General features: G+C 52.1%; 18 protein-coding genes, 1 pseudogene and 1 riboswitch. Of the genes and pseudogenes, 5 read left to right on the forward strand and 14 right to left on the reverse strand.

Annotated elements, in window-relative coordinates; translation table 11 throughout:
* Positions 1-29: 29 nt before the first annotated feature.
* The 5 genes from CAG64_RS08265 to CAG64_RS08285 form a co-directional block, all read right to left on the reverse strand.
* Positions 30-2015, reverse strand: coding sequence for an LTA synthase family protein (locus tag CAG64_RS08265; protein ID WP_202600937.1), 1986 nt, complete (start codon positions 2013-2015; stop codon positions 30-32).
* A 9-nt stretch (positions 2016-2024) separates the two neighbouring features.
* On the reverse strand, positions 2025-3674 hold the full coding sequence (locus CAG64_RS08270; RefSeq protein ID WP_161488724.1) for a phosphoethanolamine transferase: 1650 nt from the start codon (positions 3672-3674) through the stop codon (positions 2025-2027).
* A gap of 8 nt (positions 3675-3682) precedes the next feature.
* On the reverse strand, positions 3683-4039 hold the full coding sequence (locus CAG64_RS08275) for a diacylglycerol kinase (protein ID WP_021706781.1): 357 nt from the start codon (positions 4037-4039) through the stop codon (positions 3683-3685).
* A 415-nt stretch (positions 4040-4454) separates the two neighbouring features.
* Positions 4455-5732, reverse strand: coding sequence for an ATP-binding protein (locus tag CAG64_RS08280; protein WP_161488725.1), 1278 nt, complete (start codon positions 5730-5732; stop codon positions 4455-4457).
* A gap of 14 nt (positions 5733-5746) precedes the next feature.
* On the reverse strand, positions 5747-6460 hold the full coding sequence (locus tag CAG64_RS08285; protein ID WP_040903067.1) for a response regulator: 714 nt from the start codon (positions 6458-6460) through the stop codon (positions 5747-5749).
* Positions 6461-6623: 163 nt separating this feature from the next.
* On the opposite strand from CAG64_RS08285, the pseudogene CAG64_RS08290 reads away from it, so the two are divergent.
* A pseudogene (locus CAG64_RS08290) lies at positions 6624-7046 on the forward strand (LysR substrate-binding domain-containing protein); the annotation flags it as partial.
* A gap of 56 nt (positions 7047-7102) precedes the next feature.
* On the opposite strand, the gene ribB reads toward CAG64_RS08290, so the two are convergent.
* The 4 genes from ribB to CAG64_RS08310 all read right to left on the reverse strand — a co-directional run bounded on the left by ribB (position 7103) and on the right by CAG64_RS08310 (position 11107).
* Entirely contained in the window at positions 7103-7759 is a 657-nt protein-coding gene (gene ribB, locus CAG64_RS08295) for a 3,4-dihydroxy-2-butanone-4-phosphate synthase (RefSeq protein WP_161447519.1), read from the reverse strand.
* Between the two features lie 95 nt (positions 7760-7854).
* A riboswitch (FMN riboswitch) is annotated at positions 7855-7996 on the reverse strand.
* A 99-nt stretch (positions 7997-8095) separates the two neighbouring features.
* The gene (locus CAG64_RS08300) at positions 8096-9535 is read right to left on the reverse strand and encodes a coniferyl aldehyde dehydrogenase (RefSeq protein WP_161447517.1); all 1440 of its coding nucleotides are present in this window, start codon (positions 9533-9535) and stop codon (positions 8096-8098) included.
* A gap of 194 nt (positions 9536-9729) precedes the next feature.
* Entirely contained in the window at positions 9730-10263 is a 534-nt protein-coding gene (locus CAG64_RS08305) for a hypothetical protein (protein ID WP_021706775.1), read from the reverse strand.
* Positions 10264-10453: 190 nt separating this feature from the next.
* Complete coding sequence (locus tag CAG64_RS08310; protein WP_161447515.1) at positions 10454-11107, reverse strand: hypothetical protein; 654 nt, start codon at positions 11105-11107, stop codon at positions 10454-10456.
* 435 nt (positions 11108-11542) lie between these two features.
* Between CAG64_RS08310 and CAG64_RS08315 the strand changes: the two genes are divergently transcribed.
* A complete protein-coding gene (locus CAG64_RS08315) occupies positions 11543-13300 on the forward strand; it encodes an SgrR family transcriptional regulator (protein ID WP_161447513.1) in 1758 nt (585 codons plus the stop codon).
* A gap of 6 nt (positions 13301-13306) precedes the next feature.
* Here CAG64_RS08315 and CAG64_RS08320 read toward each other — a convergent pair whose 3' ends face one another.
* On the reverse strand, positions 13307-13867 hold the full coding sequence (locus CAG64_RS08320) for a TetR/AcrR family transcriptional regulator (protein ID WP_161447511.1): 561 nt from the start codon (positions 13865-13867) through the stop codon (positions 13307-13309).
* Positions 13868-13957: 90 nt separating this feature from the next.
* Between CAG64_RS08320 and CAG64_RS08325 the strand changes: the two genes are divergently transcribed.
* Both CAG64_RS08325 and CAG64_RS08330 read left to right on the forward strand, forming a co-directional pair.
* Positions 13958-14413, forward strand: coding sequence for an HPP family protein (locus tag CAG64_RS08325; protein ID WP_161447509.1), 456 nt, complete (start codon positions 13958-13960; stop codon positions 14411-14413).
* A gap of 124 nt (positions 14414-14537) precedes the next feature.
* Positions 14538-15323 (forward strand): SDR family NAD(P)-dependent oxidoreductase, encoded by a 786-nt coding sequence (locus CAG64_RS08330; protein ID WP_161447507.1) that lies wholly within the window; start codon positions 14538-14540, stop codon positions 15321-15323.
* A gap of 45 nt (positions 15324-15368) precedes the next feature.
* Here the strand turns inward: CAG64_RS08330 and CAG64_RS08335 are convergent, their stop codons facing one another.
* Both CAG64_RS08335 and CAG64_RS08340 read right to left on the reverse strand, forming a co-directional pair.
* Complete coding sequence (locus tag CAG64_RS08335; protein WP_161447505.1) at positions 15369-16967, reverse strand: BCCT family transporter; 1599 nt, start codon at positions 16965-16967, stop codon at positions 15369-15371.
* A gap of 434 nt (positions 16968-17401) precedes the next feature.
* Positions 17402-18592 carry a sugar transporter gene (locus CAG64_RS08340; protein ID WP_161447503.1) on the reverse strand — a complete coding sequence of 397 codons (1191 nt, stop codon included), beginning with the start codon at positions 18590-18592 and terminating at the stop codon, positions 17402-17404.
* Between the two features lie 254 nt (positions 18593-18846).
* On the opposite strand from CAG64_RS08340, the gene CAG64_RS08345 reads away from it, so the two are divergent.
* Positions 18847-19149, forward strand: coding sequence for a hypothetical protein (locus CAG64_RS08345; RefSeq protein ID WP_021706767.1), 303 nt, complete (start codon positions 18847-18849; stop codon positions 19147-19149).
* A 9-nt stretch (positions 19150-19158) separates the two neighbouring features.
* Here CAG64_RS08345 and CAG64_RS08350 read toward each other — a convergent pair whose 3' ends face one another.
* Positions 19159-19605: a hypothetical protein gene (locus tag CAG64_RS08350; RefSeq protein WP_161447501.1), complete on the reverse strand. Its 447-nt coding sequence runs from the start codon at positions 19603-19605 to the stop codon at positions 19159-19161.
* A gap of 96 nt (positions 19606-19701) precedes the next feature.
* Positions 19702-20460: a phosphatase PAP2 family protein gene (locus tag CAG64_RS08355; protein ID WP_021706765.1), complete on the reverse strand. Its 759-nt coding sequence runs from the start codon at positions 20458-20460 to the stop codon at positions 19702-19704.
* Positions 20461-20467 lie beyond the last annotated feature (7 nt).

The following is a 20467-nucleotide window of genomic DNA, read 5'->3' on the forward strand; positions in this document are numbered from 1 at the left end:
GCTGAGCAGGCGTTTAACATCAGGTTCGTTTACCGGCGCGCCGCCGACTCTATCTTGTCCCACTGATAGAAATCCTGCTTGTAGCAGACGCTGCCCCAGAGTGCGAAGGCGTTGGCAGTTCTGAGTTCGCTTTCCGGCAATTCGCACTGCGTCAACGTGTGTCCGACCGGATCATAATGACATCCCATGGCCGCTTTATCTGGCTGAAAAACCACCGCGTGGTTGTCCTCATTCAGCCAGGCAAAATTCTGATGGAACTGCATCACCGCCCGGCGTTTATGCGGCGCCACCTCTTGCGTCAGATCGTGTCCACACATGGGGTGGTAGGCACTGATCCCCGCCAGAGACAGTAGCGTTGGCGGTAAATCAATCTGGCTGGTTAAGCGATCGTCCTCGCGCGCCGATACACCACCACCAAATATCACCGCCGGTATATGGAAACAATCAATCGGCACGACCTGATCCCCATACGCACGTGAGTCATGATCGGCAACCAAAACAAAAATGGTATCATCCCAGTAATCCGATTGCTTCGCCTGCTCAAGGAACTGACCCAGCGCGTAATCGGAATATTTGACGGTATTTTCCCGCGTGGCGGCCGGCTGATTATACGGTTCAATTTTGCCTTGCGGATACTCGTATGGAGAGTGGTTGGTGGTGGTGAACACCAAACTGAAGAAAGGTGTCTCCTGCTGCGAAAGCATACTGAACTGCTCATGCGCCTTACGGTAAAGATCTTCATCGCACGCCCCCCAGGAGCCAACAAACTCCGGATTGCTGAAAGTAGGCAGATCCTGTACATCGACAAACCCATTCCCCAGCAGAAAGCCTTTCATATTGTCGAAATGGCTCTCTCCGGCGTAGATGAATTGCGTATGGTAATCTTCGGCTTTGAGGGTTTGAGCCAGAGAGTAAAAATTGTGCTGACTCTTCGGCAGTTTCACCACGGCATTCGCCGGAGTAGGAAAAAAGCCCGTGGTGACCGCTTCAATCCCCCGGATCGAACGGGTCCCGGTTGCGTACAAACGAGTCAGATTCCAGCTCTCTTGCATCAGTCGGTCCAGGTTCGGCGTCAGTGGTAAACCGCCTAGGCCCCCAACAAAGCGTGCTCCCAGGCTCTCCTGAAGCAAAATCACGATGTTTTTACGTCGTCCAGCGTAACTTGCTTCGCGGTACGCCAATGTCGGCAAGTGTGGTTCGCTAAAGGCACTGGCGGGCAACTGGCTGTTCTGTTGCACCGTTTGTACAATGTCGTCGATCGGCATCGACGGATACATCTTGGATGAGTCCGCCACTTTGCGCATCAATTTCAGCGCGTACAACACCGAGTAGGTCGAGTTAAGCGCAAAATCGTTCATCAAGTTGTCATGGGAGAAGGCAATCATTGATGGGTTGATACCACGATGGCCTAAACTGGAACGGGCACCCAGTACGCAAAGCGCAACCGCGCCGAGTGCGACCACAGGCCGCCAGTACCATTCCGGGGCCGATAATCCCTGCACTAAATAATCGGAAAACTGCCAGCCAAAGTAGAGCGTTGACAGCGAGATCGCCAGGCCAAATGCCAGTTCAAGCTTGTAGCCCTGCCACATCATGCTCATCACTTCTTTTGGGTAGATGAGGTATTCGACAAAAAAACGATTCGGACGCACGTCGTACTCTTCAATGAAAAACGGCGTCGCTGCTTCCATATAGACCAGCAACCACAAACCGAACGTGATCCATAGCGACAGCAATACCAACCAGGCTTGACCCAAATAAGGCACGCCCACCAACAGAGGGGTGAGCAGACACGGCAGGATCACCAGATAACATAAGCTGACAACGTCCATGCGCAATCCAGACACAAAGATCGGCTTCCAGCCACGGGCGTTGGACACGCGCTCTCTCTGCCAGACACACAACAAGGTGCGGGAAATGGTCAAAATTATCACGCCGGATACAAACAGCATCAGCATAGGGAACATCACGCCGGTCACTTGCTTGACCGGCTCCAACAGAGAGAAAAACGACATCAATACATCCTAACTACGTCGACAGGTGCGGAATACATCCAGAGCGAACTGATATTCCTGAGTGTGAACATCCATGACTCCCAGGACCGAGTGGAACAGATTGTCCTGAGAATAAGTATTTTTACGGGTTGCCTCTTGTTTGAGGCAGTCATAATTTACGTGCTTGCTCTGCTGAAAGCCTGGTGACATCCAAACCCACATCGGCACACGTTTCTGATAATCCGGTGCCAGACTGTAGGGCATTCCATGCAGGAAGAGGCCATTTTCGCCCAACGATTCACCGTGATCGGAGATATAGACCAGCGCGGTATTATAACGTTCCTGAAGAGACGACAATTTATTAATAGTTTTCTTCAATACGTAATCGGTGTAACGCAACGTGTTGTCGTAGGTGTTGACGATCTCATCCACTGAACAGTTTTCTATGTCGGCCTGCGCGCACTCCGGTTGGTACTCGCTCATGCTCTCAGGGTAACGGCGGAAGTACGTCGGGCCATGGCTACCCATTAGATGCAGCACCAGCACCCGGTTGCCTTTCATCGCAGCCACGTTGTCATCAAACTGCTCCAGCAACGCGGTGTCGTAACACGAGCCGTTCTGGCATTGAGCATCCTGACGTTTGCGATCCACCACGATTTTATTGACGTTTTTGGCGACCTTCTTGTCGCCACCGTCGTTCTCTTTCCACAGCACCGACACTTGAGCCCGTTGCAAAAGGTCCAGCAGATTGTCCTGATTATCCGCTTGCTGTCGATTGAATGTTTGACGATTCAGCGCCGAAAACATACATGGCACCGAGATCGCCGTTGCGGTACCGCATGAAGCTACGTCCTCAAACTTCACAATGTCCAGCTCGCGGGTAAACGGTGTGGTGTCACGCGCATAGCCGTTTTCCGGATAATTCTGAGCGCGCGCTGTTTCCCCCACCACCAGTACCAACAGAGTCGGCTTGACTTCAGCTTGCTGCAAAGCCTGTGGTGTTTGCTTCGCATCCAGACCAATCTGTTGGTACGGTTGTGGCGTGGTGAAATACGTCTCTTTGATATAACTGTTGGTGGCGTGAACCCATTGGGTCGGGATGATCAGACGCACCAGGTATTTGTTGTTCCGGCCAACCGACACGTAATCTTGATAAAACACACCCGCAACTGCCGCCACAACCAGCAGTGACACCAGCATTGAGGCGCCTTTTTTTAGCACCAGTTTGGCCACAGTGCGTTCTTGTTTCAGCTTAACGTTATAAATTATCAACGCCGGTAGCACGCCCATCAGTAAGGTCCACACTACCGAGTAAACGCTGAGGTATGATCCGGCTTCAGTGGTATCCGTTTCGATGATGTTGGTGATCATCTCCTGATCGAACACTGAACCATAATTAAACTCGGCATAACTGACCAAGGCCGATACCAACACCAGAGCAATAAAAAATGGCTTGGCGATCCGCGGCCAGCTGAAAACGTTGAACAACAGGTTGAGCACCGCGGCAAAAAACACCGGGACAGACACAACAAATCCGGGATCCACCGCTTCCAGTTGACTCAATACCTGATACAGTTCTTTGTAAACCGGAAGGTTCACCACCAAGGTAAAAAACAGGGCTAACCATAAAGTAAATGAGACGTACGAAACGCCCGTTTGGGAAAAGCGTTGTGGTTTCATAGGCAAACTCAAAGCAGGATCGAACCCCAGACAAACAGCGCCAATCCCAGCGCAACAAATACCGCCGAAGAGCCGATGTCCTTGGCCCGGCCACTCAATTCATGCCAGTCATCACTGATACGATCCACCACGGCTTCAATCGCCGAGTTAATCAGTTCAACAATCACCACCAACAGCAAACTGCCAATCATGGCAATCCGTTCGAGATGAGTGACCGGCAAAGCAAAAGCCGCGACACTCAAGATAACCGTCAACACCGCTTCCTGACGGAATGCGGCTTCATGTTGCCAAGCTGACTTCAGCCCTTGGATAGAATAACCGGTCGCATCGACCACTCGACGAACACCTGATTTACCTGGCTTCACTTTCTACCTACTACTTTCTGGATTACACGGGATCCAGCACGAACGGGGGTCCGTCCTGGTATGCATGGCTATGAGTCTCGGGCACTTTACGCCAGCGGACGTGAACAATTTGTGAAAACCGCCAATGAATGGGCCCCAACCGATAGCACACACTGATGACCACCAACGCAATATCGCAAGCGGGTATCCACGCAAAGTGGCGCGAGTGCTGCCTGAACCGTACCAGCGCTCAAACAATATCGAAGACACGGATCTGAATGCTCATGGCAGTTGAAACAAAGGGGAAGGCTAATCATGTACATTTCCTCGTTCAGTGACAGAACGGGAAATGTACACTGTTTGATTACTCGGATTCTGTCTGGTCCGTGTAACAGAATGTCCGGCTATGTAAGAAGGGGGAAATCGATGATCAACGTCATATCAGAATGGTAAAACAGGCTCCGCCCAGCGGGCTGTCACCCACTTCCACGGCACCATCGTGCAACAAGGCAATCTGCCGGACGATGGCCAAACCCAGACCATGACCACTGGTGGCCTTGTTACGCGCTTTGTCGGCACTGTAAAACGCATCGAACAGATACGGCCATTCCTTGGGTTCGATACCCTGCCCGTCATCATGCACCTCAAGTCGCAACGTTTCTTGTTCACGTTCAACTTTGAGCATGATGTGTTGATCGGCATAGCGCATCGCATTACGAGCCAGATTATCCAATGCGCGGCGCAACAAGTGAGGATCAAGACGAGCCGTGCCGACCGACGCCGTCACCTCCAGAGTCAGTTGTTTATCGGTTTCGCCTTGCCAACGCTGCATCAACGGCGCCAGCCACTGCTGCACATCGACGTCCTGCGCTTGGATCGGCATATCCGTGCGCTCCATTTTGGCATAGTAGAGCAGCTCTTCCACCAGCTCACTCATATCATCAATATCTTCAACGATGCTGTTCACTGTATCGCGCTGCTCGGGTGTCAGCGGCGTATCGGCGAGCAAATCCGCCTGCCACTGCAAACGAAACAGCGGCGTGCGCAGTTCGTGTGCCACCGCATCGGTCAGCAGCTTATTGCTGGTGATCAGGGTAGAGATTTTGTCCGCCATCAGGTTAAAGCTTTTGTTGAGTGAGCCCACCGAACGGGCGCTGGATGTATCGGCTCGTGCCGTCAGATCCCCTGAGGCGAATGCCAGCGTGGTACGTTCAAGCGCGCGGCTCCGGCGGCTGAGAAACCAAATCAGCAGCACACAGTAGAGCGCAAACCCACCAAGGAAGAACACCCACAGTAAGTTGTCATCAAATGCGATCGCTTTGCGCAGCGGCGACTCTTCGTCTGGAAACAGACTGTAGAAATAGGAGTGTTCATCAAAGCGGAACCAGATATTGCGGTCATCATCAAACTTGACCATCCGCTGCGGATCGGCAGCAAAGGCCTGACCGATCTCGGTCGGCAGTTCCGCGCGATGATAACGACTGAGGATCATACTGGTTTTGTCTGCGTAGTGTTGCACCTTGTTGACCGCAGCCTCCTCTCCCCGATTGAGGTAGGTCGGCATCATCAGCGTGTGCATCGCTTCGGCTTGATACTCTTCCAACACGTAGTCGTAATCCGTATTGAACTCGTACACGATCAGCTCATAACCCAGCAAAGTAGCAAAAAACAGCGCGATTAGGCCCACAAAGGCCTCAATGTACATGCGTTTCATAGTGGCTCCGTGACTCAGTTCCACGCATCCGGCAGGAACATATACCCTTTACCGCGCACAGTCAGGATCCGCTTGGGAGGCACACTGACGTCCGCCAGTTTGCGACGCAAAATCGCCACGCGGTTATCAATGGTGCGATCCGTCCCGTCGTACTCAATGCCCCGCAGAGTACGGGTCAGACTCTCGCGTGAAAGGATCTCTTCAGGGTGAGACGCAAGCAGCCACAACAGATCAAATTCACCATCGGTCAGCGCCACCGTCTCACCGTCGAGTAAACACTCGCGACGCAAACAGTTGAGAGACAACTTACCGAACTGGCGACTTTTCTCATCGCATTTATGCTCCTTGATTTCCGGACGACGCAACAGCATCCGGACACGCGCCAGCAACACCCGTGGCTTGATTGGCTTGGTGACAAAATCATCCGCGCCAATTTCCAACGCGGCCACATGGTCGAAGTCGTCATTGCTGGCAGTCAGCATCATGATTTTGCCCTGATAATGCTCGCGAATTTCACGGCAGACACTTAATCCGTCTTTGCCCGGCAACATTAAGTCCAACATCACCAACGCGGGCTGCTCGGCGAGGATCACCTCCGCCGCCTGACTCCCTTCTGCCACAAGTGTGACGTTAAACCCTTGAGACAAAAAATAGTCTCCCAGCATTTTCTGCAGTTTTACATCATCTTCAACGATAACTAATTTGTTGCTATCCACAGTTATTCTCATTATTTGCTGTTCTAGGTCTGAGCTTAGTCTTAATTGTCAGACCGCTATAAGGAATCTATATAATTCCAGATTAAAAACATTGTTCAATAAATTATTTCCTATTTTTGACAATTAATCCCTCATTGTCTGTGAGGTCGGTCCACATGAATAGGATTTCACTGCTCACAAACTGATGTCAGTTGAGATGGGAACGCTAGCGAGCCCAGACTGCCTGCAACGTTACGGACGGCCGCAGCATCCGAAACAGCTGGGTCAACATCATTGCCTGCTTGGTTCGGTCACACGCTGGAATTTCGTGCATCACTGCAGCGGTGAACCGTTTGATATTCAGTTACAGGGACATTTACACTGTAAAAACGGACGGGTGTTGGTGAAAGGCGCCGTAAATGGCAACGGTATTGTTCGTGTGCCGAGAATCTACTGTCAGTCTCATATTGATGCCGGAGAGCTGGAGGAAGTATTTGAGCAATGGCACGTGCCCGGTGTCGACTTCTCCGTCATCTCTCATCGCGACAAATATCAATCTAAAGGGCTGCGGACTTTCATCGACTTTGTGGTCGCCGAGTTTGCCGACTCCCGCGAGTAAAAAGGCGCGGAATACCCACGCCTTTTGGTTAGTGCGAACAAAGATTTCGTTTGTCTTTATGCCAGCTTCAACTCATGTTGCAGGCGGTATTGCACCATATCTTCAATAGTGAGTACTGGCATGTTGTGCCGTTTGCCAAACGCAACAATCTCTGGCACTTTGGCCATGGTGCCATCTGGATTGGTCACTTCACACAACACCCCGGCGGGTTGCAACCCAGCCATTTGCATCAGATCAACCGTCCCTTCGGTATGACCGCGACGTGTCATCACTCCGCCAGCGCGTGCACGCAGCGGGAAAACATGCCCTGGACGAGCTAAGTCATCCGGCTTGGCTTCCGGGTTGGCTGCCGTTTTAATCGTGGTGACACGATCTTGCGCCGACACGCCCGTGGTTACGCCTACTTTGGCTTCAATAGACACCGTAAAAGCGGTCTGATTGGCACTGTTGTTGTTCTCCACCATAGGCGGCAATTCCAGCTTATTGGCCTGCTCGTCGGTCAGACACAAACACACAATCCCGCTGCACTCACGGATCATCAGCGCCATTTGAGCGCTCGTCAGATGTTCTACAGAATAAATGATGTCGCCTTCGTTCTCGCGGTCCTCGTCGTCCAGCAGCAATACGCCACGGCCTTCACGCAGGGCCGTCAGTGCGTTTTCTACGCGGACAATCGGATCGCCGAACTCGGCAAGCAAAGATGACTGATTCATGGTTTAACTCCTAAAAATCACCAGAATCAGGGCTGTTTATGAGGGATAAAATCCAAAACGAAGTGCACCAGTGCGCGGGGTGCGTACTGGTGGATTGTCATTCTCTCTCATCCGGACTGTAACCGTCGGCTCTGGCTTCTCACCAGATCTGCTGACCTCGACGAATCGAGCGCTCGCGGGCTGATCCAAACTGGATATACCGCCGGTGGGGAATTCCGCCCCGCCCTGAGAATTAAAAAATTAAATGTCCTCGTTCACTCTGCGAGCGAACGAGGACATATGGTATTGCTTTCACTGTGAATTGAAAAGCAATCTCACCGAGATATTTGAGAAAAGTCAGCGAACAAACAGTCTATTGAGGAGTTTTTCTGCCGATTTGGCGTAACACAGCAACCAACGGCCACGGGGCAACCAGGACGGTGTACTGAGCACTGTTTTGGCTTTCGACATGGTACGAAACCCTTCCACGCCATGATAGTGCCCCATCCCCGATTCACCAATCCCCCCGAACGGCGCATCGTCCGCCGCAACATGCATCAGTGTGTCGTTAATGCAGACCCCTCCACTGTGAGTTTGTTGCACGATTTGTCGCCGCAGCACCGTATCGTTGCTGATCAGATACAACGCTAAAGGACGCGGTTTACTGTTGACGTAACTGATCGCTTCACTCAAATGGGCATAACCGATCACGGGTAAGATCGGGCCGAAAATCTCTTCCTGCATCAACAACATTTTCTCTTTCACCCGAGTCACCAGGTGCGGCAGCATCTGTCGCCCCTGTAACGAACTGCCCGGATCAATGGTGTGCAGTTTCCCACCGTGTTCAATCGCATCGTCCAGGTACCTTTGCAGGCGGTCGTATTGCGCCTGATTGATGATCTGCGTCATTTCCCGACCCAAATCGCCAGCCGGAAAATAGTGTTCGAAACGTTGCAGGTAAAGGTCAATAAACTGCTGCTCTTTGCCCTGCGGCAGCAGAACATAGTCCGGTGCCACGCAGATCTGACCGGCATTACTGGATTTGCCAAACATAACAATGTCAACGGCTTTGCTGATATCGGCATCATCTGCCACGATCACCGGTGACTTTCCGCCCAACTCCAGAGTCACTGGCGTGAGATTTTGCGCCGCCGCCTGAGCCACCAGACGCCCAACCTTGGTCGAGCCGGTAAACAGCAGATGATCAAACGGCAGGCGGCTAAAGAAGCCTGCGATCTCTGCCCCACCTTCGATGGTGTAAATTTCCCCCTCCAGCACTGAAAAAATCCGGCTTAATACCTCATTAGTGTGGGGCGTAAATTCACTCAGTTTCACCATGACATGATTGCCCGCGGCGATTGCCGTCACCACAGGACCAAGGCTGAGAAAAATCGGAAAATTCCACGGCACAATCACGCCGATCACACCAAGAGGCTGGTAGTGCACCTGCAAAGAAGACGGAGACAACAGCAGGCCCGCTGAACGTTTCTCCGGTTTCATCCAGTGACGCAGGTGACGTCTGGTATGACGCAGATGCTGAATGGATGGCAATAAATCGCAGATGGTCGAATCAAACTGGGTACGAAAACCGTAGTCATGGCGCAGTGCCTCGCTCAACGCGTCCTGATGCTCTAACAACGCACCGTACAGCGCGTCTAGCCGCGCCATTCTCTGAGCGTAATCTGACCAGGGCTGAGCCTGAAAAGCCGCTTGAACAGTACGAAAGATCGCCTGAAGATCGTCTTCAGTTTTGATGTGCTCCCGGTTCCAGCGGTTGATATCGACGACACGTTCCATATTCTGCTTCCAATGCTCTGCTATGGCTTAACTTTATCATTTATAAGCGGATTGTCACTCTACGAGATACCGTAAAATGACCTACGAATCGCCGAACATCGTCTCCCTAACCGGGAGATTGCATCACGTTCTTCAGTGACATCCGCTAGAAAGCTTAGGAGAGTTCACGCAGAAAAAACCATTTTCCCGGCTGACTATGCCATCCGGGTCAACTTTTTGCAGCCAAACAACGGCATCACACCCACAATGTTGCCATGATCGTCCTGGTACTGAACCCAGACCCTCCATTTATCGATCATTTTCATTCCGAGCAACGCGGCGTGACGACCGGGAGCTAGATGACGGCGAAACGCACAATGGCCATCAGCAACGTGAATACGGTCCAGGGTACAATTGGACAACTGGGAGCAAAAGAACAAAGCGCCACAACGCTCTGCATAGTGCTCGATTTCCGTCAGTGCCACCGAACAGAGGCGGTTCACCGGGACATACACACAATGTATCGGCCCGCGGCTGCGCCCTTTAGGTTGAGACACCAGCAACAGCCGGCTTTCACGACAAGGTAAACCGTGGTCATAGCCAGTGGCCAGAGTGCCGCTGTGACACAAACTTAAATCGCATTCGCAGAGTTCTCGTCCAACGCGGGCAATGGTCAGCGGAACACGCCGAACAAAGGTGTCCAGGTCATCAAGCATCAGCCCGTACGCTTGTTGTAGAGTTAACGACATAAGCAATCCTCAATGTAGCCGACAAAAAACGCAGGCAGGTACATTGAGTAAAGCGTCAATACGGATTTTTTTCCTCCTTCCGGCCGGCAATTTGCCCAATGTCCCAATTTCCAGACACGGGTTTCAGACTTTTCCTCGAGTACAAAAAAAAGCCACGCAACCGCGTGGCTTGACAGCACAAGACACCTGCTCAGGTCACATACTGAACACCGCTTGGCTGACGGTAAATGCACTCGCTGCGAATGACATTGAACTGGGCATCAGAATGCTGCACATAGATGTGCCACAAGCCGTTCTTCCTTACACCAATAATGTTTGCAGCAGTGGTGTCGTCATAAGTGGTGTCGTCATAAGTGGTGTTCGAATTTTGATCACCGCGACCAAAGGATGTCTGGAATTCATTTTGCGCGGCACGCTGTAAATCTTTAGCCGGGAAATCCGTGGTCGGCCGAAGATGGACAAACTCAATACTGTTGCCCTGTCCCTGGCGAATCGCAAACGTACAGCCCGACAGGCGCGTGGTGCAGAGAAACTTCGCGTCGTCATAATGGCTGACCCGCACGATGTGCTCCGGCTTTAACTTCTCCACTTCCGTCACAGGAATGTGAATGCACTTAATTGGCCCTTTCGCTCCGCTCTGGGAAGTAGGGGTAAAGCGAACACGGTTTTCGACCGTCGCCACCCCCTGATTCCAGCCCCTGGCTTGTGTCCCTTGTAGGGATAAGTAGTAATCCACTTCATTCACTTTGGAGCCCGCCCCGTACACAATCACCGGAACCCGATTCATAAAAGTAGCCAGATCGTTGAGCATCAGATCATAGGCCTGTTGGAGTGATAATGACATGTATGTCCCTCTGTTTTTCTATCCATGAAATGCCACTACAGTTAAGTACATCTTGAACAAAATGCCCGGTTGAGATGCAGAAACGGAAGCCAATTGACATTTTTCATCGTGAAACAGTGCAACAGAAAGCAGTGCCTGACAGCGTGTTCGTGGGGGTACAGGAGCATAATGCTGACAGGCACTGACAAGATGTCCATCACAACGCCCTCTCTGGCAACGCGGTGGACAATATTCAGTCTGCCGCTGAACACGGAAGAAAAACAGAGACAAGTTACAGATGTTTTTTTTCCGGATAAAACGTAGCAGGGGTCATAATCAGCCACTTCGACCAGCCAGAGACGAAAATGCGGAACGAAAGCAGGGAAAGATTTCTTATTTTCGCGCGCCGGATTTCGGTAAACTGAGACAGTATGCTGAAAAGTGGGGAGCACCAACGTGTCTGATCTGAATTTACTGCGCTATTATTCGCGTCTGGCACCACTGGGCATTGCGGAGCCCATTAAACTGGCCCTGTCGGACATTGCGGAACGGCTGTTCACTAGTCTTCGTCATGCGCGTAACCTGCTAAATCAGATGCAAAAACACGGCTGGTTGAACTGGGAGCCCAAAGTCGGACGCAATCAGCGCTCAACTCTGATCCTCAACATTGAGCTGAGCGAACTGAAACAGCTCTTGGCGGCAGAGCGTGTCCGTCAGGGCCGCTATGAAAAGGCGCTGGTCATTCTGGACAACGACCAGCGATCGTTCGGCCGCTTACTGCAGAGCACATCCGGAGCCTCAATACGTGAGGGCCGACTGCACATTCAACTGACCTACAAACGTCCATTCGAACGGCTGGTACCGCATCAGTTGCAACGCTCCAGCGAACGCTTTTTTCTGCGTCAGATCTACTGTTGTCTGGTGTCGAGTGATTCGAAGGGCCACGTCCAGCCAGAGCTGGCGCACCATTGGGAATGCGCCAATAATGCCTGCCAATGGACGTTTTACTTACGTCCCGGGCTGGTTTTTCACAATGGTGACATTATCGACAGTGACACCATTGTCAGCCTGTTCGCGAAACTGAGCAGTCTGGATGACTATCAGACCGAGCTGGCTCATCTGGTCACCGTCAGCGCCCCTCAGCCGCACAAGGTGGTATTCACGCTCAGTCAGCCCGACTTAGGTTTTGCGGGCCTGATATCTGGCGTCCGTTACGCCATTCAGCCCACCAGTCAGGTGAATAACGCGCAAACGTATGATGTGATTGGCAGCGGCCCGTTTGAAGTTCAGGAACACTCTTCCAGTCAGCTGAAATTACAGGCCTTTGAACGCTTTTATGCCTGCCGGGCCCTGACCGATCAAGTCACGATCTGGTTGCTGGAGGGACAAGAGCCAAACCAGCCCATGATCAGCACCAATCAGCCTGGTGCTGGCGCGGTCGCCACATCTGCCTGCAATTATTATCTGAGTTCAGAGCCCCCCCAGTCTGACGCGCACGAGACACAACATTCGCGAGTGGAAGACGGTTGCATGTTCGTTCTGTTTAACCAAAATGCCGCCAGCCCACTCAGTGAAGCGCAGCGGCGCTCGCTGTCCAACTACTTGTCGGCAGACAAACTGGCCGTGAGACTGCAACAACAAGGGGCACAGTTCGGCTCCGTCGTGGCGAGCAACTTGCTCCCAAGCTGGCATAAAATCACCCGCCCTCTGGCGCCCGAAACCCGCCTGCCCAAAAAACTCACTATCGCCGTTTATGATTACACTGCGTTAAAAAACTGTGCTGAAGGCATACGTTTTTTGCTCGAGCAACAAGGCATACGAGTAAAAGTAAACACTTACTCTTATCGGCAACTGATACAACAATCTAAACGTCATACGCTGACAGAAGAGCTGATCATCACCAATATGAATCTGGACGACAACCGCCACGCCTCTGCATTCGCCAATCTATTTCACAATCCGGTGCTGCACAACGCGATAGGCCCCCAAGCCAGCCAGTGGTTTCACGAAGCGCTGAGACAATTGCGCGCGGAAACCCCGTTGAACCAGTATCTGGATGCGCTGGAGCCGCTGGCTTCGGCTCTGATCACAGAGTATTGGCTGACCCCACTGTTCCACCATCGCCAGACTTTGCGTTTTCACGGCGTGTTGAAAGACGTCGCCCTCACCAACTGGGGCTGGCCGGACATCAAAAACGTCTGGTCGGCAGACTGAATGGTGTCAATGTCTGAGATGGCTGAGGTGAGTGAGCGCCAGGGGAATACAACGCAGGGCGGCATCGCGCTCTGCGCTGATGTGCGCTGACACAATCGCGCCCTCTTTTAGCAAGCACAGCAAATCCAGCCACTGCGCATCACGGCATTCAAGTCGATTTCGGATCAAAGCGCGCACATGCCGTTTATGCGCCGCACAGTACTCTGCAATGCGGCTGTCCTTTTCTCCTAACTCTGCGGAGGTGTTGATAAAAAAGCAGCCACGAAACGTATCCAGCTCGGTCACCCGATCGTGAAACCAGTCATCCAACGCGTGAAACAGTGCCTGCACCACGGCAGCATCATCCGTCTGGCCACTTAAACACCCATCCAACCAGGACAAAAAACGCTGATCCCGCGCTTCGAGAGTCGCCAGCACCAGGGCCTCTTTACTACTGAAATGGTGATAAAGGGTTTTTTTCGCCACTCCGGCGACTTTCAATACTTCGTTGATGCCAACGTTGTTGACACCGTGGTCATAGAACAGCCTCAACGCCGTATCGACCAACAGATTCCGTTTATCGCTCATGATTCACCTCACTGATTGCATGTTGACACAGGTAGACCAAGCTGTCTACCATGCAAGGTATACAACTTGGTCTACCAAAAGGAAATCATCATGAACAATCCACTTTTTGCATTAATCTCCGGTATTGGTGCGTTTTTGGGCATTGCAGTGCTCTCTCTGGCAGACAGCGCACAACATGAATTCATTCTGCTCATGGCTCCATTCGGTGCCACTGCCGTGCTGGTGTTCGGCGTCCCTGACAGCCCTCTGGCACAAGCGAAAAATGTCATTTTTGGTCATCTGCTTACGGCGTTCATTGGCGTATGCTTTGTTCAGTTTGTCGGTGTCACGCCCCTCTCAATGGCCGCCGCCACTGGTCTGGCCGTCAGTAGCATGCTGCTGACGAAAACCACGCATCCGCCGGCCGGCGCAAACCCAATGCTGATCATGCTGGCCGGACAAAGCTGGTCGTTTTTAGTTTCGCCAGTACTGATTGGCGCCGTGACTCTGGTGTTGGTGGGTCGTCTGATGCAACGTGCCCAGCGCTTGGGTGCTCAAAAAGCCTGAGGCACAAACAAAGACGGCAGATCCGCCTGTCGTCTTTGCCAAACGGGCGGCGTGATTCAACCGTGCGGGCCACCACTGGATTGCCTAAACTGTGTTCAACACTTCATTGCAACTGGAGCACAACATGGCCAACAGAAATACCGCCCTGATCACCGGCGCATCAGGGGGAATCGGGTTGGAACTGGCTCGTATTCACGCTCAGAAAGGGGGCAACCTGGTGCTGGTCGCCCGCTCCAAAGACAGACTGGAAGCGCTCAAGGTGGAGCTGGAAAACCACTACAAAGTCTCCGTCCTGACAATTGTGGAAGACTTATCTCAACCAGACTCGGCCCAACGTATTTTTGACCAAACCCTAGCACTCGGCCTGCAGATTGATACGCTGATCAACAACGCTGGCTTTGGCGGTCATGGCTATTTTCATGAGCGCTGTCTGGACGATGAACAAGCGATGATGCAGGTCAACATGGTCACGCTCACCAACCTGACTCACTACTATTTACCGGGCATGATCACCCGGCGCAAAGGCCAGATTCTCAATGTTTCTTCCACCGCCTCATTCATGCCGGGTCCGCTCCAGGCGGTGTATTACGCCACCAAAGCTTATGTCACCTCGTTTACCCAGGCGATTGCCGAAGAGGTGCGCGAGCACAATGTCACCGCCACCGTACTGTGTCCTGGCGCGGTAGCGACCAACTTTGTGACGGCCGGGAATCTGGAAGGCGTCGGCATCTGGAAAAATGCCAAGAGCCCGGAATCGGTGGCCCAAGTCGGGTATCGGGCGATGGAACGCGGCAAACTGGTGGCGTTTAATGAACGTACCTTGCGCATGATGCTGGAATGGATCATGCCGTTACTGCCGCGAAAAATGGTGCTCAAATTGTCGCGACAAGCAATGGAAAAAAGCCATTGAAACACAACTAAAAACGGCTCCTCTGGGAGCCGTTGTGTTGTCTGTTTAAGGCTTCAACAACCCTTGCTCGCGTAACATCTGATGAGCCATCTTAGGCGCATGCCACAAGGTCGGTAACAAAATAAACGACGCGGGTACCGCGGTGATCACGATGAACGACTGCAAAGCAGAAATACCGCCCTCACCCATAGAAATCAAGACGATGGCAACGGCTCCCATCAGCACCCCCCAGAACGCACGTACCAAAGCATTCGGTTCTGATTGTCCGGTCAACACCACACTGATGGTGTAAGTCATTGAATCACCAGTGGTGACAATGAACGTGGTGGTCAGCACCAAAAACAGCAACGCGGTCAGTACAGGGAACGGTAGCTGCTGCGTGATAGCCAACAGCGCACCTGGCAAATTAAACCCTTCAAAACCCGAGGCAATCACGCCCGGATTATCCAGTTCAAACGCCAGCCCGCTGCCACCCACAATGCTGAACCAGAAACAGGTGATCAGTGGCGCTGCCACACTCACTGCCAGAATCAACTGACGTATCGTCCGGCCACGAGAAATACGCGCAATGAAAATTGCCATCATCGGACCGTAACCAATAAACCATCCCCAGAAAAACACTGTCCACCAGCTCAGCCAGCCGGTATCTCCGCGATACAGTGCCATCGGCACAAACTGATCGACCATGCGGGCCACGCCCTGCATGTAACCATCAATAATGAAGCTGGTTGGCCCGGCCACCAGAATGAACAGCACCAGAGCAACCGACAAAATGATGTTGTAGCGGCTGACAATCTGAATGCCCTTGCTCAAACCACTGAGAGCCGATACGGTGTACATCAACATCGCAAACACCACCACCAGGCTCTGGCTGACAAGGGTATCCGGCAGACCGAACAACTGATTCAGCGCATAGCTGATCTGCAAACCTAAGAAGCCAATCGGACCAATGGTTCCTGCCGCGACCGCCAAAATACTTAACCCGTCAATCATACTGCCAACCCAGCCGTGCAGCGCGCGCTCGCCAAGCACCGGGTACAACAGAGTACGCGGTTTGAGCGGCAGACCTTTGTCGTAATGCAGATGCATCAGCACGATAGAAGACAGACAGCCGAGGATGGCCCACGCGAGAAACCCCCAATGCATAAACGATTGTGACAATGCATTGATCGCCATACGGCGCGGAGACGCGTCACCAAAAATCGGTGGCGCAGAAACGAAATGTGCGATCGGCTCAGCCGCCGCCCAGAATACGCCGCCGCCCGCCAGCAGCGTACACAGAATAATGGAGATCCACTTAAAGGTGTCGATCTCTGGGGTCTTCAACGCGCCCAGACGTACGTAGCCAGTCTGACCGAATGCCAGCACCAGCCCAATCACAAAATTGGCCAGCAACAGAATTTGCCAGAACGCACCAAACCACTGTGTTGCGTAGCTGAAACCCGTGTTCACCAGAGAAGAAAGAAGAGGAGTATTGACGATTGCCAGAACCACAAACAGAGACAGGAAGCTGCCGCTTAACCAAAACACCGGGTTATTCAGCGCCAGTTGAGTACGAAGAGAGGATGACTGCGGAGGGTGGATCGCTGAGTAATCCGCCTCGGAAATGCTGGATGGCTCTGCGCTCAGGGTAGATCTAGACATAGAAATTTCGCTTTTTTTGCCCGAAAGAATCGGCGCGTGAATGGCCCTCACATCAGCAAGAAGTGTGAGGCTGATCATAAAAGCGTGCCATCCTAACATAGCGGACGGGGCAATTGCATCCCGGATCGCCGGCGTGCCCGCTGAAATTAAAACGACCAGACCTCATACAATATGCACCCAGGCACATCTCACGCTCAGGTCGATTTCTTTGTCATCGTCTGTTTCAGTGCAATCCTAACTGACGTTGTGTCCCATTTGATAACACGATTTACAACCCCATATTAAAACGCGCTTTCCACTCGAAGACGTCAATGGCCGGATGGTGGACACTCGCGGATTTCTCAACGATGGCCATTTCCGCCATTTTATTGATTAATAGCAGAGATAAAAAAGCCCGTGAACACCGGGCTCAATATCATCTGGCATGATTGGCGTTAGCGGATGTCAGGATAGCGACGCAACATCACCAGAATCAACACTAAAGAGAGCAGCGCGAAACCAGCGCCAACGTAACCAATGCCCTGCAGTGAGCTGAAATGTATCACCTGACCACCAATCAGGGCGCCCGCCCCAATTCCGAGATTGATGATGCCGGAAAACATCGACATGATCATGTCCGACGCGTTCAGGTCGATGTTGAGCACTTTCACCTGCATCGCCAGCACCACCACCATCAGCGCGGTCCCCCACAACACCAACATGGTCGCGGTAGCCCACTGACTGCTTACCAGCATCATCATCAGCGCCATACACAACATCACAATGACGGTATTGGTCACCAGCAGTGGCGTGTTGTTCTTCTCTCCCCAGTAACTGAAAATGACACTGCCAATGATGCCAGCGCCACCAAACAGCAGCAGCAAGAAGGTAGTGAAGTTGCCACTCATGGCGCCGATGTTAATCATAAACGGCTCAATGTAGCTGTAAGCCGAATAGTGGGCGGTGAATATCAGGAAAATGAACAGATACAAACCCATCAGCGTCGGCTTTTTCAGCAGTTCCGGCAGTTTTTGTGTGGTATCCGTAAACAGACTTGGCAGTTTTGGCAACAGGCGCCACAACACCAGCATGATCACCATCGCCACCACACCGATCAGGGCAAATGTGGCCCGCCAGCCAAACCACTGACCGATAATTCGCCCAATCGGCACGCCAAGTACCATCGCCAGCGAGGTTCCGGTTGCCAGCACGCCAAGAGCCAGGGTTTTCTTACCCGGAGGCGCAACCCGAATGGCAATGGAGGCCGTAATAGACCAGAACACCGCATGGGCAAACGCTATCCCCACCCGACTGGCGATCAGGGTTTCAAAACTCCAAGCCAAAATCGAAAAGACATGACTGACAATGAACAGCGTAAACACACACAACAGCAAGGTTTTACGCTCGACTTTGCTGGTCAGCATCATCATCGGCAGCGACATCGACGCAACAATCCAGGCATAAATGGTCAACATCCAGCCAGCAGAGGCTGGCGTGATGTCGAAATCGCGGGCAATATCCGACAACAAACCAACCGGCACAAATTCGGTGGTGTTAAAGATGAATGCACTGAAGCCCAGAGCAAACACTCTCAAATACTGAAGATGGCGAGAATCAGACCTCACCGGGGGAGTAGTTTCAGACATAGGGTTACAACAAAAAAGTGACAGGGAACACAGCGCGATTATCTCGTTTTCAGGTTACAGAACAAGCACTTTTACAAAAATAATTGCATATTCCTTAATCTGACGAATAAAACGTGCCAAGACGACACATCAATCACAGACAATCATCCGAAGCGCAAGGCAGATCAAGCTTTATGGTTATTTCACATTTATCCCCTTTCGACTGTCCTACACTCTTAATGCAGTCTGTCGCCACTGTACTCAAGGAGGGGAGGATGATCGCCAAACACAGAAACTACCTTTTAATGGGAACCGAGTATTTTCATGCGCGGATGCAAGTAAATCCGGTGGGGGTGCTCGATGTCGACATCGTCGAAAACCAGCAGCATTACCGTTCAAATTTTGATGATTTGAAATTTGAAAAGCAGGGTAAGCATGTTCGTGTGATTGGTCGCGAAGAAGTCAGAGGTGCGCGCCCCTGGCAATTGACGCTGGCAGAAAAAGACGCCGACGATCTGCATCAGATCATCGAACAGGCCAGTGAAGAGCTGGAAATTCTGCATCGCGATTTGATGTGACTGAAAACGTTACTCGCAGTAGTGAGCCAGTTGCGAGTACTCTTCTTCCTCTAAGGTAAAATAACGCAGTATGCCTTTGATCGGCTGCCCGGTCATATCGGCCATCACATAGTCGTAGTATGGCGATTGCGTGACCTCCTGCAACCAGTATTCCCCGTTCACTTTCTGAGCAATCAGCAAGGTGTACTCCGGTACCTGAAGCGCGTCAATATCGCGGCTGTGAGTGACCGACACGTCCGGGTGTGTTGCGACAAACTGGTTAAGTTGATGGGACCAGTCAGAATACCACTCCCCTTGCAACACCGGGCTCTCACCCAATACGGCCACCACCTGATTGTGATTGAACGCCTGACAAATTGCGTGTCTGGGGACCGGCGGATCGGTATCAGGTGCACAGGCACTGATGCCGTATACAGAAACCAATAAAATGCCTACCCGACCGGCGTATGAGATCATAAATCGCCTCGTAAATGAGTCAGTTATAACTAGTTATAGCCTATCTCATTGTGACTTCAAGGCGCGGAGTGGCGCGTTGATTCCCAGAAACCCAGCTCAACGTGATAACACGTGCTGCCAACGTTCAGGCAGCTTGGCCACCAGTTTGTCCCCAACCTGGGTGAAATTTGGCATCAAAGCATACACCGCCGTAATGAATAGGACTGAGCCAAACAGATCGGCTGGTCGGTGCATACCCAACCACAACCGGCTATAGGCTACGGCCAGTGCCCAGGCGAGTACCCCCACGGCCAGCGCGTAGCGCTTACGTTCAAAGAACAGACCGCCAAAGAACGCCACACAAATCGCCGCAAAAAGCGTGTGGCCGGATGGGAAAGAAAAATCTTTTTCCCCCTGCCAGTTCACGGTGCGCCAGTGGCTCACTTCTTTTTGGGCTTCCTGAATCACCGCCGCTTTTTGTGCAGTATCCAGTTTGTAGAAATGACCCGGATCCGGGATCAGCAACTGCGCAGTCAGCAGTTCAGTGTAAGGACGAGGGCTTTCCGTTAGGTGTTTAAGGCCGGTTTTGCTGGCAAACCCTATTATCAGGATCAGAGCGAGTTGTAACATGCGTGACGCCCATTGCGCTTTTGGAATTCGCAGTATGAACGTCAGGGCAGTAAGAAAAATCAGGGTAAACAGGAAACCTTTACTACCAGCGGAGTTGGTCAGCATGTTGTAAGTGATTCCAGTCAAGTCAGACACGTGAGAGAGCAAGTCCACATTGGTGCTCAGTAAACACACTGGTACCAACAGCACCGACATCAGCAGTAGCATAAGTAACCCATTGTATTTACTGTATAAGTGCTCTTTCATCGCTCAT

Origin of the sequence: Vibrio sp. V38_P2S17PM301 (genome assembly GCF_009904845.1) — a bacterium.
Lineage (GTDB): Bacteria > Pseudomonadota > Gammaproteobacteria > Enterobacterales > Vibrionaceae > Vibrio > Vibrio proteolyticus.

Excerpts from the sequence above, each read along its gene's own strand:
- CAG64_RS08265 (WP_202600937.1), bottom strand. The coding sequence starts at position 2,015 with ATGTCGTTTTTCTCTCTGTTGGAGCCGGTCAAGCAAGTGACCGGCGTG.
- CAG64_RS08270 (WP_161488724.1), bottom strand. The coding sequence starts at position 3,674 with ATGAAACCACAACGCTTTTCCCAAACGGGCGTTTCGTACGTCTCATTT.
- CAG64_RS08280 (WP_161488725.1), bottom strand. The coding sequence starts at position 5,732 with ATGAAACGCATGTACATTGAGGCCTTTGTGGGCCTAATCGCGCTGTTT.
- CAG64_RS08285 (WP_040903067.1), bottom strand. The coding sequence starts at position 6,460 with ATGAGAATAACTGTGGATAGCAACAAATTAGTTATCGTTGAAGATGAT.
- ribB (WP_161447519.1), bottom strand. The coding sequence starts at position 7,759 with ATGAATCAGTCATCTTTGCTTGCCGAGTTCGGCGATCCGATTGTCCGC.
- CAG64_RS08300 (WP_161447517.1), bottom strand. The coding sequence starts at position 9,535 with ATGGAACGTGTCGTCGATATCAACCGCTGGAACCGGGAGCACATCAAA.
- CAG64_RS08305 (WP_021706775.1), bottom strand. The coding sequence starts at position 10,263 with ATGTCGTTAACTCTACAACAAGCGTACGGGCTGATGCTTGATGACCTG.
- CAG64_RS08310 (WP_161447515.1), bottom strand. The coding sequence starts at position 11,107 with ATGTCATTATCACTCCAACAGGCCTATGATCTGATGCTCAACGATCTG.
- CAG64_RS08320 (WP_161447511.1), bottom strand. The coding sequence starts at position 13,867 with ATGAGCGATAAACGGAATCTGTTGGTCGATACGGCGTTGAGGCTGTTC.
- CAG64_RS08325 (WP_161447509.1), top strand. The coding sequence starts at position 13,958 with ATGAACAATCCACTTTTTGCATTAATCTCCGGTATTGGTGCGTTTTTG.
- CAG64_RS08330 (WP_161447507.1), top strand. The coding sequence starts at position 14,538 with ATGGCCAACAGAAATACCGCCCTGATCACCGGCGCATCAGGGGGAATC.
- CAG64_RS08335 (WP_161447505.1), bottom strand. The coding sequence starts at position 16,967 with ATGTCTAGATCTACCCTGAGCGCAGAGCCATCCAGCATTTCCGAGGCG.
- CAG64_RS08340 (WP_161447503.1), bottom strand. The coding sequence starts at position 18,592 with ATGTCTGAAACTACTCCCCCGGTGAGGTCTGATTCTCGCCATCTTCAG.
- CAG64_RS08345 (WP_021706767.1), top strand. The coding sequence starts at position 18,847 with ATGATCGCCAAACACAGAAACTACCTTTTAATGGGAACCGAGTATTTT.
- CAG64_RS08350 (WP_161447501.1), bottom strand. The coding sequence starts at position 19,605 with ATGATCTCATACGCCGGTCGGGTAGGCATTTTATTGGTTTCTGTATAC.
- CAG64_RS08355 (WP_021706765.1), bottom strand. The coding sequence starts at position 20,460 with ATGAAAGAGCACTTATACAGTAAATACAATGGGTTACTTATGCTACTG.